Raw genomic sequence first — 19,396 nt, 5'->3', positions numbered from 1 at the left:
CGCCCGCGCCCGGTCGAGCAACAGCCGCACCGTCTGCGCGGGGTCGGTCCCCGCCGCCAACCCGCGGCGCAGCTCGGCGCGGTCGACGACAGCGGACAACCCGTCGGAGCAGAGCAGGTACCGGTCACCGGGCCGGGCGGTGCGCAGCGCCAGATCCGCCTCCAACCGCGCCCCGGCGCCCAACGCGCGCACCAGCAAAGCCCGCCGCGGATGCGCCGCGGCCTGCGCACGATCCAGCCGGCCCTGATCCACCTGCGTCTGCACCCAGGTGTGATCCTGCGTCAGCAGCGACAACTCACCATCGCGCAGCAGGTAGGCGCGGCTGTCCCCGACATGCACGAAAGCCAGCTCCGAACCGCTGCGCAGCACCGCCGTCAGCGTGCTGCCCGGCTGGTGCTCGTCGGTGCCCAACCCGCGCACCACGCGGTTGGCCTCGGCGACCGCGCCGGCGAGCAGCGTCAGCAGGTCCACCGCCGGGGCGTCGGCGACCTCCAACGGCTTCAGGGCGTCGATGGCGGCCGCGGCGGCGGCAGCACCACCGGGCCCCCGCACCCCGTCAGCGACCGCGAACAACCGCTCACCGGCGTACGCGACGTCCTCGTTGCTGTCCCGCACCAACCCGGGGTCACAACCGGCGGCGCAACGGACGGCAACGTCACCACTCGGATCAGACATGGTGGTACCCCCTTCGGAGAGGTGGTCCACGAGGATGGTGGCGAGCCGACCACGAGCCGCCGTGTCGGCGCTGACCTCCCGCCAGTACGCGGTGACCGCCTCGGCCGCCGCCGCCCGGTCCAGGCCACACACGACGCGGACCGTCGCCAGCGGCATGCCGATCCGACGGAGCTGGGCCACCAGCCGGGCCAACGGCAGCTGCGCCGGGTCGTAGAGCCGGTACCCGGACTCGGCGTCGACAGCGGCCGGCGGCACCAGCCCCACCCGGTCGTACAGCCGCAACGCCTTCGGCGTCAACTCCGCCGCCTGGGCGAACGCCCCGATGGTCAGCAGCCCCACGTCGGCAACCTCCTCGTGCCGGTCACGGCGACCGGCACCACCACGGTGGGGGTTGCCCGTAGGTCAAGGTCAAGCGCCTCGCGTCAGCCGACGCACCGGGGGGTGGGGTGCACCGGCGAACCCACCCGCGCCCTCACCGCTGTTGGTGCCTCGGCAACGCCGACTGGCCCATCGCGCCGCCCGTGAACGGCGCCCCCGGGGTCTCCGCCGCGATCCGATCCATCGTGCGGGCCAGATGCTCACTGCCGTCGTCGAGATGCCGCGCCGCCGCCTGCATGTGCGACACCATCATCTCCCCGAAGATCCGCAACGCCTCCCGGGTCGCGACCGTGTCGTCGAAGCTCGGCCCGGCGGTGCTGCGATACTCCGCCACCGCCCGCTCCGCCTCCTGCTTCGCCTCCGCCTCCGCGGCCTGCAGATAGCTCTCGTACTGCATCCGGGCGTACTCGGCGACCCGCCGCGCGTAGTCGTGCGCCTGCGCGATGATCTGCTCCGCCTCCCGTTGCGCCGCGGACAGCAGATTCACCTCCCGCGCCGCCGGGACCTTCGCCGCCGCCGGAGTGCTCGGAATCACCCCGTGCCGGTGCAACTCCACCCGGTCGTTGAGCCGCTCGTTCTCCGCCCGCAACGTCGCGATCTGCGTCGCCAGCAGATCCAACTCGTCGGCGACCTGCATCCGGAACCGGTCCACGTCGGCGTTGTCATACCCCCGCCGGGTGAACGACGCGGCACCGAACTCCCACCGCCGAACCCGATCGGCGGTCATCCGCACCTGCACCCCGCCGGAGACCTGCACCCCGTCATACCGGCTGATCGGCGTCGCGCTCACCTGTAACCACCTCCCGAAGTGTCACCGGCAGTGGGCTGCTGCACCGCGGTGCGCCACGCCGGCCCGTACCACTGCCCACCCAGGCCCTCGTGGTGCACCTGACCCGCGTGGAAACCCGCCTGCGTCAACGCCCGCACCGAGTGCGACACCATCTCGTCGGAACCACACACGAACACGTGCCGGGAACGCCAGTCACCGTCGGCCAACGCCCGGTCCACCGCGTGCACGAACTCTCCCGGCCGGTTCAGGTCGGGACCCACCACGTAGCTGACCGTCAACCACGGGTACGACGACGCCAACTTGTCGATCGCGTCGCTGTCGTACAGCTCACTGCGCGAACGGGCCCCCACGTACAGGTCCACCCGCCGGCGGGAACCCTCCGCGGCGACCTGCTCCACCAACGCCTTCACCGGCGCCCACCCGGTGCCCGAGACCAGCAGCAACAGGTCACTGGAGCCCGCCGCGCGCAGCACCAGCCGATCCCCCACCGGCGCGGCCAGGTGGACCCGGTCACCCACCGCCGACCCGTACACCAACCGCGACGACACCGCGCCACCCGGCGCGGCCCGCACGTGCAACTCCAACGTGCCGTCCGCGCGCGGCGCGTTCGCCGGCGAGTAGTACCGCCACGACCGCACCGACGGATGCGACACCCCGATCGACTGACCCGCGGTGAACGGCAACAGGTACTGCGGACGCAGCGTCAACACCGCCACGTCGAACGCCCGCCGCTCGTGTGCCACGATCTCCGCCACCCACCAGGGCGGGTTGACCGACTCGGCGGCCTGCGCGGCCTCCGTCATCACCTGCGCGACCAACCCGTACGCGGCCGTCCAGTCCGCCGCCAGCTCGTCGGTCCACTGCTCGGCGAGGAAATGCTGCAACGTCGCCACCAGCGCCTCACCGACCGCCGGGTAGTGCTCCGCGCGCACCGCGAACTTACGGTGATCCGCGCCGAGATCCTGCAGGAACCCCACCAGCCGGTCCACCTGGTCCACGTTGGACACGATGTGACCCAGCGCGGTCACCAGACGATCCCGCTGCCCGGCCATGTTCGTGGGGAACATCTGCCGCGTCTCGGGATGGGCCAGGAACAACGTCGAGTAGAAGTAGAGCGGCACCTGGTCACCGTGCCCGGCGACCACCGCCCAGCTCTGCTTGAGTCGGGCCGCGTCCACGCTCAGGCGCCCGACCCGGCTTCGGCGGACACCACCTGGTCCTGCACCTGCCCCAGCACGGTCTGCACGTCGGCGAGGATGTCCGCCGGAACACCCAGCTCGGTCAGCGTCACCGTCAGGTGCTCGCCCACCTTCGCGTAGTGCGCGACCGGGATGTTCAACGGCTGGTGCGCCTCGGCCAGCCCCCGACCGCTGTACTCGTTCGGCCCACCCAGCACCACCGTCAGCATCAACGCCAGGTGCCGCCGCTGACCCGCCATGTCCACACTGGTGAAGTAACCCGCCAACGCCGGGTCGGCCAGCACCTTGTCGTAGAACAGCTCAACGGCCGCCTTGACCGAACTGGCACCACCAATGCGGTCGTAGTGCGAAGCGGGAGCGGTCTCTTCCGTAACCGTCACGGTTGTTCCTTCCAGGGATGAAGGGTTCAGAACCGTGAGGGACCATAGCGTGTCAACCGGCTGCGCTCAGAGCCCCCATATCGGATTCCCGACAAGACGTCCGAACGCTCCGTCATCACTACCGGCGGGTATTTCCACAATCGGCCACCGCGACGACACCCAGCGTATCCACGATAGACAGCGCGGGCCTACCCACCCATAACACCGTCACCGACCGTCGCGGGAAAACTACCGAAAAAAACCGGCAGACGCGAACGTTCAGCCGGCCCGTCGCCGCGCCCGTCGCGCCGCCAACTCGTCACCCACCGGATCCGATTCCGACCCCACGGCCGGCTCCACCGGACCACTCGCCGCCGGCTCCGCCGGCAGGTGCGACAACGAGCCCTGGATCTCCTTGAAAGCCCCGCCGATGGCGATCCCGAAAACACCCTGGCCACCCTGCAACAGGTCGACCACCTCCTCCGGAGAACGACACTCATACACCGTCGTCCCATCAGAGATCAGCGTGATCCCGGCCAGATCCTCCACACCACGCGACCGCAACGCCTCGATCGCCTTACGGATGTTCTGCAGGGACACCCCCGCGTCCAACAACCGCTTCACGACCTTCAACACCACCAGGTCCCGGAACGAGTACAACCGCTGCGTCCCCGAACCCGAGGCGTCCCGCACGCTCGGCACCACAAGCGTCGTCCGCGCCCAGTAATCCAGCTGCCGGTAGCTGATACCCACCGCGTGGCAGGCCGTCACACCCCGGTAGCCAACCGAACCGTCACCCTCAGCCGCCACCGCTGGCGACGAGGCACCCGGCTCACCCAACTCTGCACCTGGATCGGGATCCCACGGCTCGTGCATCCGGACAACCTCCCCGTCAGTGTGGCGACGCGTCGTTTCCGGGACGCGCACCCCTCGACACGGCAACCCTATAGCCACCCTCAGGGGTTACCACGGAGGAACCGACGCGACACGCCGCGCAGCCACCGAGAAAGATCACCCACCGCCACCACCGGCGGCGAGCCAGCAAAGGCCCACCTCAGCCCGCGAAATCCTCCGGCCGCACCTGCTCCAGGAACTCGCGGAACTTCTCCACCTCGTCCTCCTGCTCATCAGGGATGATGATCCCCGCCTCGCTGAGGACCTGCTCCGCACAACGAATCGGCGCACCAACCCGCAACGCCAACGCGATCGAATCGCTCGGCCGCGCCGACACCCGCACCCCATCACCGATCAACAGATCCGCGTAGAACACGTTCTCCTTGAGCTCGGTGATCTCCACCGCCTGCAACGGCGCCTTCAACGCCGCCAACACGTCCCGCAGAAGATCATGCGTCAACGGCCGGGCCGGCTTGACCCCCTGCTGCTCATAAGCGATAGCCGTCGCCTCGACCGCGCCGATCCAGATCGGCAGATAGCGGTCCCCCTCGACCTCCCTGAGCAGGACGATCGGCTGGTTGCTAGGCAGCTCCACCCGAACTCCGACCACGCTCAGCTCGCGCACCGCCGCCTCCGTGTCGTTGTCACCTACGCCGCACCGCGCCCTTCCCTGCACGGTACACGGACCGAAACACGGCCGTCCCATGCGCTACAGCAGCACGCCCGCGCCGAAAAGGGGTTACCCCGGCAAGCCTACGGCACGCTTCCCGGAAGAGATCTTTCCGCTCAGCCACCACCCACCGGCACCCTCACCGACCCAGCGTCGACCGCAAACCCACCCGCACCAACGCCGCGTGCAACTGCTCCGACAACGCCACCAACTCACGCGCCGTCTCCGCCGCCCGCGCCCGCGCCGCCGGATCACTCTGCCGCGCCAACGGCGCCACCAACTGCGCGAACAAACCAACCTCACGATCCGCCGCCGTCCGATAACCCCGCAGGTGCCGCGGCTCCAACCCGTACGACGCCAACCCCGCCACCGCCGACGCGATGATCAACGCATCGGAGTCATACCAACCCGGCGGATCCGAGACCAACACACCGAGCCGCTCCAACTCCACCAACGTCGACTCGTCGATCCCACTACGCGCCACCAGGTCCGCCCGGCCGAGCCGCACCTGCGACGACTCGGCCGGCTCCGCCACCTCACGACCCGGCACCGCACCATCAGGACCCACCGCCACCAACGCCGGCCGCGACCGACCCGGCTGCTCACCGGACGAATCCCACTCGGCCAACTGCTCACGGATCACCCGCAACGGCAGGTACTTGTCCCGCTGGGCGGTCAACACGAACCGCAACCGCGCCACATCGTCCCAGCTGTACTTCCGGTAACCCGCAGCAGTCCGCTGCGGCTCAACCAGACCCTCAGCCTCAAGGAACCGAAGCTTCGAAATCGTGGTGTCCGGGAAATCCACCCGCAACTGCCCAAGCACCTCACCGATGCTCATCAGCGGCGCAGACCGGGCCGCCCCGGGTGACGTGGAGGCCGCAGGCTCGTTCACCCCCGGCCGGCCTCCTCCTCCGGGCGCGGACCGGCGATGAACACCACCCGGAACTTACCGATCTGGACCTCGTCACCATTGCTCAACGTGGCCGCCTCGACCCGCTCACGATTCACGTAGGTGCCATTCAGGCTGCCCACGTCCCGCACCGTGAACGTGCCACCATCACGGTGGAACTCCGCGTGCCGACGCGACACCGTCACGTCATCAAGGAAGATGTCACTGTCCGGGTGCCGGCCACTGGTCGTCACATCGTGGTCCAACAAGAACCGGGCACCCGCATTCGGACCTCGACGAACCACCAGCAGCGCCATACCCGGCGGCAACGAACCGGACATCCGGCTCGGCACCACATCGGTATCCGGCCCCTCCAGCACTTCGTCGAGCGAACCGAGATTGAGCGTCGAAGTGACGTCGAGCGGGGGGAACTCGTCGTCTGGCCGCGTCATGGGACCACCTCACGGATCTGTTCGGTCGGCGTCGGGTAATGGCGGGTCTGGCCGCCGGGCACTTGAACACCCGGCGGCTGGCTCCCCGTGCCCGGGAAGGCAATTCCGCAACGCTCAACTATTGGGTTCTCGGTCGACTGGGCGAGCCTAGCCAGCGCCGAAATGCAGGGCAACCGGACGCGCGCAGACAACCACACGCCGGATCAAGCACACTCAGCCTTCGGTGATCTTCTGATACGCGGCCGCCGTGAGCAACCCATCAGTCGCCGTCGGATCATTCGGCGTGATCTCCACCAACCAACCCGCACCGTACGGATCAGTGTTGATCAGCTCAGGCGTGTCACCCAACGCCTCGTTCCGCGCCGCGACCGTACCGGCCACCGGCGCGTAAAGCTCCGACACACTCTTGGTCGACTCGATCTCACCCAACGAGTCACCCGCCGCGACCACCGCACCCACCTCGGGCAACTGCACGTACACGATGTCACCCAACGCGTCCTGCGCGAAGTGCGTGATGCCGACCCGGACCGAAGCCGTGCCGTCACCCGCCACCCACTCATGCTCGGCGGTGTATCGCAGATCCTCGGGAATCACCAGACGCGTCCTTCACCCATCGTGCCCCGGACCACCCGGGTCCGGCGCGGCCGCGCCGGTCAGGAGACCGGACGGGCGTGTTCCAACTTGATCGGCACGTGCAGCGCCGAAACCTCGGCAACCTCACGCTCCCCAAACGTCACGTTACCGCCGACACCCCGAACCGCCGTCACCACCCCACCAGGAATGTTCAACGCCGTACGCATCGTCGCCGGATCACCGATCACCGTGATCGTGTACGGCCCCGTCAACCGGCGACCCTCCACCAGCAACGACCCGTTGTCACCATCGAGGAAGTACGTCGACGCGATGATCCGCACCGTCGCCCGATCACCACCGGAGATCTGCATCGCCTCCGCGCCGGCACCCCGCAACTCCTGCACCGCGTCCAACACCCGGTTCGCCGAGATCGGCTTCGCACCCGAGTCGAACTGCACCGTCAACCCCGGGCCCACCGCCGGCAACGTACCCGCCAGGATGCCCAACTCGTCCGCCCGCCGCGTCGCCTCGTCCAACGCCGCCTGACGACCCTGCTCACCCGACTGCAACTGCCGCTGGCTGTCCTCCAGAGCACGGATGTCCTGCTGAAGACGGCTCTCCCGCGCGTCCAGGTCCGACAGGATCCGGACCAGGTCCTCCTGCCGCGTCGCCCCCAACGTCGGGTCCGTCGAGGTCGTCTTCAACTGCACGACCAACGTGAAACCCAGCAACACCAGCAACACCACGATCATGACGCCCGCCGTACTGAACCGCGACCGGGCAGACGCCACCGGCGCCGCCGACTCGCCCGCCGGCTCCGCCGACCCCCGCGGGCTCGACTCCCCCGCCGGCGGCACCGCCCGCAGATCCACCGTCGCACCGTCGTCGACCGGCTCCACACCCGGCTCCACCACGGGCACGTCGTCCGACCGGTCGTCCTCCGCCGGCTGCTGCGGCGCCAACGGGCTCAACTCGTCCGGATCCGGCGCATCAGGGCGCGGATCCGGCTCACCCGCCGGCCCACCCGGCCGCGCCGGACCCGCCGGCTGCGGCCACCCGGTCCCCGTGTCGGTCTGCTCGTCACTCATCGCCAACCAACCTACGCCCGGAACAGGTGCCGACGGATCGCCGCCACATTGCCGAAGATGCGCACACCCAACACAACGACCACACCGGTGGACAACTGCCCGCCCACCCCCAACTGGTCGCCCAGATAGACGATCAGACCAGCGACCAGCACGTTGGAGATGAACGACACCACGAACTGCTTGTCGTCGAAGATGCGGTCCAACCGCGCCCGCACCCCACCGAACACCGCATCCAACGCGGCCACCACCGCGATCGGCAGGTACGGCTGCAACGCCGCTGGCACCGTGGGATCAAGCCACACCCCCAGCACCACACCGGCGAGCAACGCCAGAACCGCGATCATCGGCCACCTCCGGAGGGGCTAACTGTCGTCGCCGGACCGGACGACCCGGGACTGCCGGACCGGACACCCGACGCGGAAGGGCTCGGACTGACCGACGGCTTGGCGTAGCGTAGCTGCGGCTCCGGCGCCGCCGGCAACGTGAGGTCGTCCGACTCCCGCACCCCGAACGACAACCCGGTCTTCTGCGCAACCTCCCGCATCAGCGCCGCGTTCCGACTGTCCTCGAACTTGCGCCGCATCGAACCCGGACCGATCGCCGACACCTCGTACGGCCCCGTCACCGGCCGAAAATCCACCAATATCGCCTTACCGGCCGAACGGATCGTCGACGTCGACGTCAACCGCTGCCCGTTGATGGCTATCGCCTCCGCCCCAGCACTCCACAACCCGTTCGCCACCCCCTGCAGGTCGCTGTAGAGCACCTGCGACGGCCCGGCGCCGGCACCCGTCACCGCGTCCGCCTGGTCCGGCGCGTCCGCCAACCGCACCACCACACCGTCGCCGCGCACCCGACCCAACCCGGTGCTCGCCTCCAGGTTGCGCAGCCGGGCGGCAGCCGACCCGCTCAACGCGGCGTCACGCTGCCGACTGACCTCCTCACGCAACTGGTCGGCCCGCGTGGACAACCGGTCGGTCTGGCCCTCCCGCTCCTTGATCTGCGTCACCAGACCGGACCGCGCCTGGCTCCGCCCCGGCTCGTCCGCCATCGTCTGCCGGTACGCCACCGCGAACAGGAAACCCAGCAGCACCACCACGACCACGCTGACCGACCGCCCCGGCCAGCCCCGCGCCGGCCCGGACGCCTCCGCCCGTCGACGGGCGGCAGCCGCGTCCGCGTACCCCGGGTCCAGTGGGTTACGGAACAACTCGGTGAGGAAATCCGGCGCGTACACCCGGTCCTGGCCGGGTTTGCCGAGCCGCGGCGCGTTCACGCCGTCGCCTTCGGGGCACGGGCCGCGCGCACCAGCCGGGCCGCCTGGACGACGTACATCCCGCCGGCCACCCAGTAGAGCACCAACCCCCACCAGGCCAACGCCCAGCCGATGGCGCTCGCCGCCGTCGCCACGTCGGTCGCCGCGCTGGCCAGCAGCAGCACCGGGAACGCCGCGAGCAGCAGGAACGTGGCGGTCTTGCCCACGTAGTGCACCGGCGGCGGACCGTACCCGTGCCGACGCAGCACCGCCAGCGAGCCGAGCAGGAGCAGCTCCCGGGCCAGCAGCGCCGCGGTGAACTGCCAGGGCACCACCTCCCGCGCGGTGAACGCGACAAGGGTGGCGAGGATGTAGAGCCGATCGGCGAGCGGGTCGAGCAACTCGCCGAGCCGGCTCACCTGACGCAGCCGGCGGGCGATCCACCCGTCGACCCAGTCGGTGGTGCCGCCGATGGCCAGCACGACGACCGCCGCCACATCGGCCCGTGCGACCAGGAACAGGTAGAGGAAGAGCGGCACACCCAGCAGCCGACCGAAGCTGATCAGGTTGGGCAGGGTGAGCACCTGGTTGCCGGGAGTCTGGTCACCGGTGTCCGGCGGTTGCTCTGCCCGAGCCGGCCGACGCGACACCGATCCTCCTCCACGGCACGCGGGCCCCCGGCCGACGTCGGGCGCGGCTGAGGGTCGTACGCGCTGTCGGGCCGGCCACCGCCGGCTCTCTCCCCTGCGGCCCCGGGCGGGGCCCCTTCCCCTGATGCGGCCCGCGATCTCGATGATCGCGGGCGGGTGGGTGCGCTGCCACTATATCGGGCTTCCTCTCGCTGGCCGGGCCCTGGCAGCTGGCCGTCGGTGCGGCTGTGCCGCGCTGTGGTGGCATCACCACTCGTAAGACATCCTAGGATACTAGTGGACGACCCTCAGGCGGTCTGCACCGCGGAGTCGGTCTGCTGCTCGGGCACCGACGTCGCCGCCCGGGCGAACGCGGCCAACGCCAGCAACAGGTCGTGCTGCGTCCGCGCCGGCATCCGGTCGAGCACCGCCCGCACCGCACGTTGCCGCCGCTCGGCCAACTCCCCCAGCAGGGCCAGCGCGGCGGCGGTCGGCACCAACCGCACCTCACGCCGGTCGCGGGGATCGGCCATCCGACGCAACAGCCCGGTCGCCTCCAACCGGTCGCACAGCCGACTGGCCGACGAGGGCACCACGTCCAGCAGCTCCGCCAGGCCGTTGACGTTGGTCTCCGGGCGCTCGCTGATCAGCGTCAACACCCGCAACTGGGTGGGCGGCACCTGGTGCCGCGACGCGGCCGAGTCGAGCACGGCGATCAACGTCTGGGCAGCCGCGTCGATCGCCGCGGCGAGATCCGCAGGTCGCTCCACCTGATGTCCCCTGCCGTCGTCGCACTGCTGCCCGCCCGGCACGGCGGCGAGCCTCACCCTCTGCCCCGCTCCCGCGGACCGTGCCAGTCCAGACAGACCACGACGGCGTCGTCGCGCAGATCGGAATCCGCGTGGTAAGCGTGCAGTTCGCGCATTACCGTACCAACCGCCTCGGCCGGCGGCTGCAGCCGCGTGGCGCGTAGCGAACGCGCCATCATCTGCTGCCCGTACGGCTCCTGGCCCGGTGGCTCGGCGGCCCACACCCCGTCGCTGACCACGAAGAGCCGGTCCCCCGGCTCAAGGTGCAGATCCTGCAGCTCGTAACGGGTCTCGGCGAACATGCCCAGCGGCAGCTGCTGGTCGAGCTTGATCGGCTCGACCGAGGACCCGCGCATCCGCAGCAGGTGCGGGGAACCCGCGTCGACCGCCCGCACCCGACCGGTGCGGGTGTCCACCTCGAGCAGCAGGGTGGCCACGTACCGGGCGCCCCGGTGTTGGTAGAAGACCGTGTCCGAGGCCAGCTCGGCCTGCTCCACCAGGCCGCCGCCGGAGCGACGCGCGTTGCGCATCGCGTTGACAGTGACGGCTGTCAACAGGGACGCCGCCAGACCACTGCCCTCGCCGTTGAGCACCGTCACGGTGAGCCGGTCGCCGTCCAACGACCAGTCGAAGTGGTCTCCACCCACGGTGTACGCCGGTTCGAGCTGACCCGCCAGATCGAACGCGTGGTGCGCCACACCGCGACCGGGCAGCAGGTCCCACTGCATCTCGGCGGCCATCGTCAGCCGCTCACGACGGCGGGCCCGCCGGTACCGGTCGGTCTCCCGGTCGGCCGCGCGCATCGCCACCGCCAGGGCGTCGGCGATGTCCGTCGCCCAACCGGTGACCGCCGGATTCGGTACGGTGGGAAGCTCGATCAGCAGCACGCCCAGCCGCTCCCCCCACACCGTCAACGGCAGGTAGAGCCGGCAGGGGCCGTCACCGGCGGCATCACGCACCGGCTGCTGACTGCTGAAGCAGCGCTGGGCCACGGTGTGGCAGGCCAGGAACCCGGCCGCCGGCAGGTCCGGATCCAGCACCGGCCAGAGCCCGCTGATCCGGTAGTCGGCGACGAAGACGTCGGTGCGCAGCGCGCCCATCGTCGACCGGATCGCCCGGTCCGCCGCCTCCGCCAACTGGTCGGGTGGGGCCTCGCGCAACGCGCGCGACACCACGTCCGGCGCGTCTACCATCGTCACCCTCCCCAGAAACTTGCTATACGGCAAGCATCATACGGGGCCGCCGGGACGAGCCGATCCGCGCGGTCAGTCGCCGCCGCGGGTCGCGAGCACACCGTGGAACGCGTCGGGCACCCGCGCCGGCGCACCCTCCGGCCGCCACTCGGCGACCGGGACGATCCCGTCCGCGGTCGGCACCCACCGACCGAGCAGCGGCGCGAAGGTCGACGGTGGGCGCATCCGGAACTGCGGCCCCATCATCGCCAGCGCCCGCGGATGGCCCGCCAACTCCTCGGTGTCGAAGTCCACCGCGAGCAGGCTGCCCGGCGCCGCCGCAGCGTACAGCTCGTCGAGGGTGCGGGTCAGCGTGGCGTCGTCCAGGAACGCGGCGAGGCCGAGGAAGACCACCCCGACCGGCCGTCGACCCCAGCCCGGCACGAAGCGGTGCAGCTGCGCCGGGTCGACAGTGCCGACGTCGGTCGCGTCGCCGAAGCCGTAGCCGGCCCGGTCGCTGCCGGCGAGGATGCTCTGCCCCAGCCGGATGGTGACCGGGTCGACGTCGGTGTAGAGCACCGTCGCGTCCGTGGCGACCTCGTGCACGTTGCCCATTGTGGGCACTCCCGCACCAAAGACCAGGAAACCGTCCACGCCCTGCCCGGCCATCGCCCGCACCGCCCGGCCCAGGAACGCCCGCAGCTCCCTGAACACCGGCGCGCACGGCCCGTACGCCTGCTCGAAGGCGGTCGCGGCGGCCACGTCCACCGGGAAGTGATGCCGGCCGCCGAGCCAGAAGTCGATCATGCGAGCGGTACTCGGCTGGTCTGGTTCACCCATCGGCGACGCTCCCTCTCCGGCCGGTCGTGGCCAGCGTACCGACCTCGACGTGCTCAGCGGTATCGCGGCGCGGAGGCGTCCGGGCCCGCGATACTGGCCGCGAGCGGAGGTGGGCGGTGAACTCGGCGAACAACGCGGCGGTGGTGGTCGGCGTGGACGGCTCGGAGCCGGCGCTGCGCGCCGTCCGCCTCGCCGCCACCGAGGCGGCCCGCCGGCACCGGCCGCTGCGGCTCGTGCACGGTTTCATCTGGCCGTTGCTGCACGTGCCGGTCTCCCCCGCCCCGGACGCGCCGCCCGGCGGTGGGCTGCGCCGGCGGGCCGAGGAGCTGGTCGAGGCCGCGGTGGCCGAGGCCGAGGCCACCGCACCGGGGTTGTCGATCTCCGGCGAGATCATCGACGGTGAGGCCGCCGCGGTCCTGGTCGGCGAGTCCCCCACCGCCGCGCTCATCGTGCTCGGCGACCGTGGGCTGGGTGGTTTCTCCGCGCTGCTGGTCGGCTCGGTCGCGGTGCAGGTCGCCGCGTACGCCGACTGCCCGGTGCTGGTGGCGCGCGGCGCGCCCCGACCCGACAGCCGGTGCTGGTCGCGGTGGACGGTTCGCCGGCGTCCCGGCTGGCCGCCGACGTCGCCGCCGAGGCCGCCGTGTCGCGGGGCGTGCCGCTGGTGGCGGTGCACGCCTACCGGCACCCGGGCAGCAGCGGCCCCGGCGACATGCAACCCCTGGTGTACGACGAGGCGACGTTGCACAACGAACAGCAGCGGATGCTCGCCGAGTGGCTGAGCGGGCTCACCGAGCACCACCCCGGGCTGCGGTTGACCTGCCGGGCGGTGCACGGCCGAGCCGGCAGCGTGCTCGCCGAGGAGTCCCGCACCGCCCAGCTGGCGGTGGTGGGTGGGCGGGGGCGCGGCGAGGTGACCGGGTTGCTGCTGGGGTCGGTGAGTCAGTCGTTGCTGCACCACGCGCACTGCCCGGTCGTCGTGGTCCGCGCGCCGCACTGACCGCCCGGGGTTGGTCGGTCACCAGACGGGTAGACGGCCGCGGTAAGCCGACGGCGACGAGGCGTGAGCGGACGCCCAGACCGACGAGGGAGGCAGCCAGTGCCAGGACCACGGCCGGGCAGTAACGCGTACGACAGGCAGCGGGCGCGGTTGCGCAACGCGATCGACGACTCCGGACGCCGGGTACCCGACGGCAAGGCCAACCAGGTCGCCAACCGGATCCTCCAGGAGGATCGCGGCCAACGCGGCGTGGTGCGCGGCGACCGCACGTACGGCCCGAAGAGCGAACGCGAACCGGGCGACCCGAAGTGAGGCGGGCCGACGTGGCCGACGGCGCCATCGCTGGCGCCGTCGGCAGCACCGCGCTGAACGTGGTCAGTTACCTGGACATGGCGCTGCGGGGACGACCGGAGAGCGACGTCCCCCAGGAGACCGTCGACCGGCTGGCCGGGATCGCGCACCTGGACCTGGGCTCCGGGGCGCGCCGGGCCAACCGCCGTTCCGGCCTCGGCCCCCTGATCGGGTACGGGCTGGGCGTCGCCGCGGGCGTCGCGTTCGCGCTCTACGCCGGTGGGCGCCGCCAGCCGCTGCCGATGGCCACCGGCGTGCTCGGCGCCGGCGTGATGACCATGACCGACGGGTCGATCACCGCGCTGGGGATCAGTGACCCGCGCACCTGGCGGCGTTCCGACTGGCTCGCGGACATCGTTCCGCACCTCGCGTACGGACTGGCGGCCGCCGCCACCTGGAACAGGTTGCGGCGCCGCCAGGTCGCGGCCACTAGGCGGCCTTGGTCAGCGGGTGTCGCTGTCGTCCTCGGCCACCGGCTCGCCGGCCGGGCCGTACGGCGACACCTGCCCCTTGGGCACCGGTCGACCCTCGTCGCCCCGTGACGAGCCACGGTTGAGCGGGTGCCCGGTCGGCTTGGGCCCCTTGCTGTCCTGGCTGGTGGCGCCCTTGGCGTTGCGCCGGAACTCTTCCTGCTGCGGGTTGACCACGGGTGTCTCCCTCCGGGTGGGAAGCGGCATCGACCGCCTCCACGGCCGGCATACCCGCCCGCCCCGGCGGCATTCCGGTAGCGGACGCCGGCGCGACGGCTAGCGGGGCACGCAGTGGGTACCCGGTCGGTGTGGGCAATGACCGAACGGTGGCGCGGGTCCTGCTGGACCGGCGTGGCCGCACGTACGCGGAGGAGGCCGGCATCCGGCTCTCCGACCGGCCCGGTCCGCTGTACCAGCTGCTGGTGTTGACCACCCTGCTGAGCACCCGGATCCGGGCCTGCGTGGCGGTGGACGCCGCGCGCGAGCTCTTCGCCGCCGGCTACCGCACGCCGCAGGCGATGGAGGCGGCCAGCTGGCAGGATCGCGTCGACGCGTTGGGCCGGGGCCACTACCGCCGCTACGACGAGCGGACCGCCACCATGCTCGGCACCGGAGCGCGACTGTGCCTGGACCGTTGGCACGGTGACCTGCGACGCCTGCACCGCGAGGCCACTGGCGACCCGGCCGGGCTGCGGCGGCGGCTCACCGAGTTCCCCGGCATCGGCCCCACCGGGGCGGACATCTACCTGCGTGAGGCGCAGGCGGTCTGGTCTGACCTGCGCCCGTACGCCGACCGTCGGGCGCTGGCCGGCGCGAAGCGGCTGGGTCTGCCGGGCTCGCCGGAGCGGCTCGCCGGTCTCGTCGACGAACCGGATTTCGGCCGGTTGGCCTCGGCGCTGGTCCGGGTGGCACTGGGCGAGGAGTCCGCTGGGGAGGTCACCCGGGTGGCCGCCCGCTGAGCCGGCTCACTTCACCGTCTTGTCACCGGGGCGGGTCAGGTGCCACACGAGCAACGCGGCGAGCAACGCCAGGACGATCACCCCGCCGGAGATGCCACGGCCCTCCTCGGGGTCGCGGCCGGCGCTGCCGAAGTAGATCACCGCGAGCCCGGCCAGCACCGTGACGAACGTACGCAACCCTCGGTCCTTCACGTGTCGCACGGTAGGCGGGTCGGCTCCAGGTAGCGGCGATTCAGCCCTTCTGTCGCCCTCAAGGGTGATGCTCAGCGCTCGGTGACGAACCCGCACAGCCGCACCCGGCGCACCGCCCGGTCGGCGACCTCCACCACCTGCAGGGTCAACCCGGGCAGGCGTACCGTCTCGCCCGGGGAGTCCGGTAGGTGCCGCAGCCGGGCCAACACCAGTCCGGCCACCGTGGTGTAGTCCCGGGACAACGGGAAGCTCAGTCGCACCCCCAGGTCGGGCAGGTCGTGCAGCGGGAAGTCGCCGGGCACCAGCAGGGACCCGTCCGGTTCCCGGACCACCCCGTGCACGTCGCGGTCGGTCTCGTCGTACAGCTCGCCGACCACCTCGGCCAACAGGTCCTCCATCGTGATCATGCCGTCGATGCCCCCGTGTTCGTCGACGACCAGGGCGATTTGCTGGTGCTCCTGACGGAGCTTGCGCAACGCGTCGGCGACCGGCAGGGTGACCGGCAGCAGCAGCGGTGCGCGGACCCGCTCGCCCACCGGGGCCGGGCCGGCCCGCACCAGGTCGCGGATGTGCACCACCCCGAGCACCTCGTCCAGGCCGCCAGGACCGGTGACCGGAGCGCGGGACCGGCCGGCGGCGGCGAGCCGGCGTACCCCCTCGTCGGCTCTCAGGCTGGCCGGCAGCGTGGTCACCTCCCGGCGGGCCACCAGGATCTCCCGCAGCGTCCGGCCGGCGATGTCGAAGGCACCGGTGAGGATCTCGCGCTGCTGGGCCGACAGGCCGCGCTGGCTGGCCAGCATCTCCCGCAACTCCTCCTCGGTCATCTCCTCCCGGTTGCCCGAGGATCACCTCCGGCGAGCCGCACGACCGCGTCGGTGGCCCGGCTGAGCAGCCACACCGCCGGCCGGGACACCCGGGCCAACAGGTCCAGTGGGCCGGCGCTCAGCAACGCCCAGCGCTCCGCCCGCTGCATGGCCAGCCGCTTCGGGGCCAACTCCCCGAGCACCAGGGTGACGAACGTCAACAGCACGGTCACCAGCAGCACAGCGGCGGGACGCGCCACCCCGCCGAGGAAGCCCAGCGGCCCGACCAGGGGCCCGGCCAACGACACCGCGGCCGCCGCCGAGGCGAGGAACCCCGCCAGGGTGATGCCGAGCTGGATGGTGGCCAGGTAGCGGTTCGGGTCGCGGGACAGCCGCACCAACCGGTCACCGGCGCGGCTACGCCGGCCCAGCCGCCGCAGCTGCCCCTCACGCAGGGTCACCAGTGCCATCTCACTACCGGAGAGCGCCGCGTTGACCAGCACCAGCACGGCCACCAGCGCCAACTGCCCGAGCTGACCGCCCATCGCGCACCCCCGTCCGCCGCCTGAGGTCACTCAACCGCAGCGCGGCCTGCTCCGGGCCCGGTTTGCGCCCGCCGGACTCAGTCGACCTCCAGGTCGTCCAGCGAGATGGCGTGCGTCATCAACCAGCGGGCCAGCGCCGACATGCCGAACAGCCACAGCGGCACCGACTCGGTGGGGCCGTTGGTGGCGTAGATGGCGAAGCGCAGGTCCGGCGCGCGGTACGCCTCGATCCGCCACCGGTGCTGCCTGTCCCGCCAGACCGCCGAAGGGTCCATGGCGTCACCGTAGGTGACCACCGCCGACCAGGGGGTCGGTTAGCTCGACGGCACCGCTCAGCCCGGCACCGCCCTCGTCCCGAACACGATCCGGGCGACGGACACCAGAAGGCTGATCCCGATGCCGGCGAGCACCAGCCAGCCCACTCCGCGCCACCCCGAGCCACGGTCGCCGACCGCCGTCGACGGTGGCCGCCAGAGTTCCCGGTAAGTCCAGGCCAGCACCCCCACCCCGACCGGCAGCAGACCCACCCAGAACCAGAACCACCGGGTGCCGGCCCGCGGCGGCGCGCCGCCGACCAACCGGCCCAGCCAGAGCACTGTCAGCGCGCCGGAGAGCAGACCCGCGGTGGCCGCGATGCGGTGCGCGGAGTCACCGCCGGACTGCCACGGGCCGGCGACGGCGGCGAGCCGGGCATCCCGCACGGCGTGCGCCGACAGGTCCGGCTCGGCGGGGTACGACTCCGCATCGGGCGGCTCGACGGGGGCGTACCGAATCTGGCCACTGGGCACGGTCCAGACGTGCAGCCAACCCCGCGCGGCGGGCTGCGGATCCGGTCGACTGCCCCAGTACGCGCCGTCGGCCCAGCCGTCCGCCCGTTGGTAGGTCACCACCCGGCCAGCGGCGAGATCCCGGTCCAGCTGGGCCTCGGTCGACTCGCGGGGCTCCACCCACCAGGCCAGCCCAGCCCAGAGCACCCAGAGCAGCGGCAGCCCCCAGCGCAGCCCCACCGCGACGATCGCCCGCCAGCGGACGCCGGAGGGCCGCTCCGGGCGGCGGATCACCTCCACCATCGGTCCAGCGTCGCAGGTGGACGCAACCCCGTCCGCCCCGGGCGGCGACGGCGCTCAGGTGACGACGATCCGGGCGTCGTCGGGCAGGCGTCGGGTCGCGCCCCGACGGTCCAGCAGCTCCAGCAGCGGCACCGCCACCCGCCGGGTGGTGTCCAACGCCTGCCGGGCCGCGGAGAGGGTGAACGGCTGCGGCAGCCCGGCCAACACCCGGACCGCGTCGTCGAGCGCGTCGGGCAGCAGCACCACGTTGTCCGCCAACCGCAGCAGCGCGCCGGCGCGCACCGCCGCGCCGATCTCCCGGGGACCCAGCCCGATCTCCACGAGCCGGTCCGCCTCCGGGGCGCGGAACGGCCGGTCACCGTACTCGTCGCGGACCCGCCGCACGGCCCGCGCCACCGGCTCGGGCAGGACGTCGGCACCGGCCGCGCCGACCCGCCCGGCGTGGATCCGCAGCGGCGGCCGGACCAGCGCCTCGACCAGCACCCGGTCGGGCAGGGCGAGGCGCTGGCGTAGCGCGTCCACCGGCATCCCCGGCTCCAACGGGTGCTCCCGGGCGTACCGGGCGACCTCGTCGGTGACCTGGGCACGCAGCCGCTGCCAGTGCTCCGGGTCGGCCAGCCAGTCACCGGCCACCGGCTCGGCGTGCACCGGCACCCCCATTCGGATCAACGCGCCGGAGCGGATCAGCCGGCGGCGGCGCAACTCCCCGGCCAGGTCCGGTCGACCGTCCAGCTCGGCGAGGACCAGGGCGCGGGCGGCGGCCGCACCCCGGCGGGCCAACGGTGGCGGCGCCACGTCCAGCACCCGCACCCCACCGCTGACGTGGTGCCGCCCGGGTCCCGCAGCAACGCCCGGTCACCCACCAGCAACGGCAGCGGGCGCCAGCCGCAGCCGCACGGTGTCCGGGCCGATCGGTCGGACCCGTGCCGGCACCGCGGCCGACCCGACGTGCAGGGTGAGGGTGGCCGGCAGGTCGGCGGCCGGGTCGCCGACCAGCCGGACGTCGACCAGGTCGGTGTGGTGGAAGCGGCCCGGGGTGAGCAACGCGTCGCCCCGACCGAGCCGCTCGCGGGGCGTACCGCGCAGGTTCACCGCCACCCGGGCCACCGCCGTCGCCTCCGGTCGGGCCTCGCCCAGGGAGTGCAGGCCACGGACCCGGACCGGGTCGGCGGCGCCCGCCAACTCCAGCTCGTCGCCCACCCGGAGGCGACCGGCGCCCAGGGTGCCGGTGACGACGGTGCCGCTGCCCCGGACGGTGAAGCTGCGGTCGACCCAGAGCCGCACCGGCTCGTCGAGTGTGGGCGCGGGCAGCTGCCCGGCGAGCCGGGTCCGAG

General features: G+C 72.0%; 21 protein-coding genes and 4 pseudogenes. 4 read left to right on the top strand and 21 right to left on the bottom strand.

The annotated features are described in order from the left end of the window. The 16 genes from JM949_RS21475 to JM949_RS21400 form a co-directional block, all read right to left on the bottom strand. Positions 1-1,014 (bottom strand): MerR family transcriptional regulator (locus JM949_RS21475; RefSeq protein ID WP_203150172.1); only part of this gene is annotated, 1,014 nt, incomplete at its 3' end. Positions 1,015-1,147: 133 nt separating this feature from the next. Continuing rightward, positions 1,148-1,843 carry a cell division protein DivIVA gene (locus JM949_RS21470; protein ID WP_203150171.1) on the bottom strand — a complete coding sequence of 232 codons (696 nt, stop codon included), beginning with the start codon at positions 1,841-1,843 and terminating at the stop codon, positions 1,148-1,150. After that, positions 1,840-3,021, bottom strand: a complete 1,182-nt coding sequence (locus JM949_RS38835; protein WP_203150170.1) for a globin domain-containing protein — start codon at positions 3,019-3,021, stop codon at positions 1,840-1,842. Before JM949_RS38835 ends, JM949_RS21470 begins: the two co-directional genes overlap by 4 nt. Positions 3,022-3,023: 2 nt before the next feature. Next, positions 3,024-3,422, bottom strand: coding sequence for a group I truncated hemoglobin (locus JM949_RS21460; protein WP_203150169.1), 399 nt, complete (start codon positions 3,420-3,422; stop codon positions 3,024-3,026). A 258-nt stretch (positions 3,423-3,680) separates the two neighbouring features. After that, complete coding sequence (locus JM949_RS21455; RefSeq protein ID WP_203150168.1) at positions 3,681-4,277, bottom strand: MerR family transcriptional regulator; 597 nt, start codon at positions 4,275-4,277, stop codon at positions 3,681-3,683. Positions 4,278-4,455: 178 nt separating this feature from the next. Then, the gene (locus JM949_RS21450) at positions 4,456-4,920 is read right to left on the bottom strand and encodes a bifunctional nuclease family protein (protein ID WP_124774070.1); all 465 of its coding nucleotides are present in this window, start codon (positions 4,918-4,920) and stop codon (positions 4,456-4,458) included. 184 nt (positions 4,921-5,104) lie between these two features. After that, positions 5,105-5,806: a transcriptional regulator FtsR gene (gene ftsR, locus JM949_RS21445; protein WP_203150174.1), complete on the bottom strand. Its 702-nt coding sequence runs from the start codon at positions 5,804-5,806 to the stop codon at positions 5,105-5,107. 50 nt (positions 5,807-5,856) lie between these two features. Beyond that, complete coding sequence (odhI, locus tag JM949_RS21440) at positions 5,857-6,309, bottom strand: oxoglutarate dehydrogenase inhibitor Odhl (RefSeq protein WP_007071101.1); 453 nt, start codon at positions 6,307-6,309, stop codon at positions 5,857-5,859. A gap of 213 nt (positions 6,310-6,522) precedes the next feature. Beyond that, entirely contained in the window at positions 6,523-6,903 is a 381-nt protein-coding gene (gene gcvH, locus JM949_RS21435; RefSeq protein WP_203150167.1) for a glycine cleavage system protein GcvH, read from the bottom strand. Between the two features lie 59 nt (positions 6,904-6,962). Next, complete coding sequence (locus JM949_RS21430; protein ID WP_203150166.1) at positions 6,963-7,970, bottom strand: DUF881 domain-containing protein; 1,008 nt, start codon at positions 7,968-7,970, stop codon at positions 6,963-6,965. Positions 7,971-7,981: 11 nt separating this feature from the next. After that, positions 7,982-8,314: a small basic family protein gene (locus tag JM949_RS21425; RefSeq protein WP_030327710.1), complete on the bottom strand. Its 333-nt coding sequence runs from the start codon at positions 8,312-8,314 to the stop codon at positions 7,982-7,984. Next, positions 8,311-9,246, bottom strand: a complete 936-nt coding sequence (locus JM949_RS21420; RefSeq protein ID WP_203150165.1) for a DUF881 domain-containing protein — start codon at positions 9,244-9,246, stop codon at positions 8,311-8,313. Before JM949_RS21420 ends, JM949_RS21425 begins: the two co-directional genes overlap by 4 nt. Further along, positions 9,243-9,875, bottom strand: coding sequence for a CDP-alcohol phosphatidyltransferase family protein (locus JM949_RS21415; protein WP_203150164.1), 633 nt, complete (start codon positions 9,873-9,875; stop codon positions 9,243-9,245). Before JM949_RS21415 ends, JM949_RS21420 begins: the two co-directional genes overlap by 4 nt. A 287-nt stretch (positions 9,876-10,162) precedes the next feature. Next, positions 10,163-10,624, bottom strand: a complete 462-nt coding sequence (locus tag JM949_RS21410) for a MarR family transcriptional regulator (RefSeq protein ID WP_203150173.1) — start codon at positions 10,622-10,624, stop codon at positions 10,163-10,165. A gap of 53 nt (positions 10,625-10,677) precedes the next feature. Beyond that, complete coding sequence (locus JM949_RS21405; RefSeq protein WP_203150163.1) at positions 10,678-11,856, bottom strand: PP2C family protein-serine/threonine phosphatase; 1,179 nt, start codon at positions 11,854-11,856, stop codon at positions 10,678-10,680. A 72-nt stretch (positions 11,857-11,928) separates the two neighbouring features. Beyond that, positions 11,929-12,675, bottom strand: coding sequence for an SAM-dependent methyltransferase (locus JM949_RS21400; protein ID WP_203150162.1), 747 nt, complete (start codon positions 12,673-12,675; stop codon positions 11,929-11,931). 116 nt (positions 12,676-12,791) lie between these two features. Between JM949_RS21400 and JM949_RS21395 the strand changes: the two are divergent. The 4 genes and pseudogenes from JM949_RS21395 to JM949_RS21380 all read left to right on the top strand — a co-directional run bounded on the left by JM949_RS21395 (position 12,792) and on the right by JM949_RS21380 (position 15,452). Further along, positions 12,792-13,672, top strand: a pseudogene (locus tag JM949_RS21395) (universal stress protein). Between the two features lie 99 nt (positions 13,673-13,771). Further along, positions 13,772-13,984 (top strand): phosphatidylethanolamine-binding protein, encoded by a 213-nt coding sequence (locus JM949_RS21390; RefSeq protein ID WP_203150161.1) that lies wholly within the window; start codon positions 13,772-13,774, stop codon positions 13,982-13,984. Further along, a pseudogene (locus JM949_RS21385) lies at positions 13,981-14,433 on the top strand (hypothetical protein); the annotation flags it as partial. The gene JM949_RS21390 and the pseudogene JM949_RS21385, both read left to right, overlap by 4 nt. Positions 14,434-14,801: 368 nt before the next feature. Then, positions 14,802-15,452 carry a hypothetical protein gene (locus JM949_RS21380; RefSeq protein WP_203150160.1) on the top strand — a complete coding sequence of 217 codons (651 nt, stop codon included), beginning with the start codon at positions 14,802-14,804 and terminating at the stop codon, positions 15,450-15,452. Between the two features lie 6 nt (positions 15,453-15,458). On the opposite strand, the gene JM949_RS21375 is transcribed toward JM949_RS21380, so the two are convergent. From JM949_RS21375 to JM949_RS39880, 5 genes and pseudogenes are all read right to left on the bottom strand, one after another. Next, positions 15,459-15,644: a hypothetical protein gene (locus tag JM949_RS21375; RefSeq protein WP_203150175.1), complete on the bottom strand. Its 186-nt coding sequence runs from the start codon at positions 15,642-15,644 to the stop codon at positions 15,459-15,461. 71 nt (positions 15,645-15,715) lie between these two features. After that, positions 15,716-16,992: pseudogene (locus JM949_RS21370) on the bottom strand (hemolysin family protein). 77 nt (positions 16,993-17,069) lie between these two features. Then, positions 17,070-17,267 (bottom strand): hypothetical protein, encoded by a 198-nt coding sequence (locus JM949_RS21365; RefSeq protein WP_030327722.1) that lies wholly within the window; start codon positions 17,265-17,267, stop codon positions 17,070-17,072. Positions 17,268-17,324: 57 nt separating this feature from the next. Beyond that, entirely contained in the window at positions 17,325-18,062 is a 738-nt protein-coding gene (locus tag JM949_RS21360; RefSeq protein ID WP_203150159.1) for a hypothetical protein, read from the bottom strand. Between the two features lie 54 nt (positions 18,063-18,116). Further along, positions 18,117-19,396, bottom strand: a pseudogene (locus JM949_RS39880) (SelB domain-containing protein); the annotation flags it as partial.

It is taken from the genome of Micromonospora tarensis (assembly GCF_016803395.1).
Lineage (GTDB): Bacteria > Actinomycetota > Actinomycetes > Mycobacteriales > Micromonosporaceae > Micromonospora > Micromonospora tarensis.
Note: the sequence above shows the minus strand (reverse complement) of the source record. Positions and strands in the feature narration are given on the sequence as shown.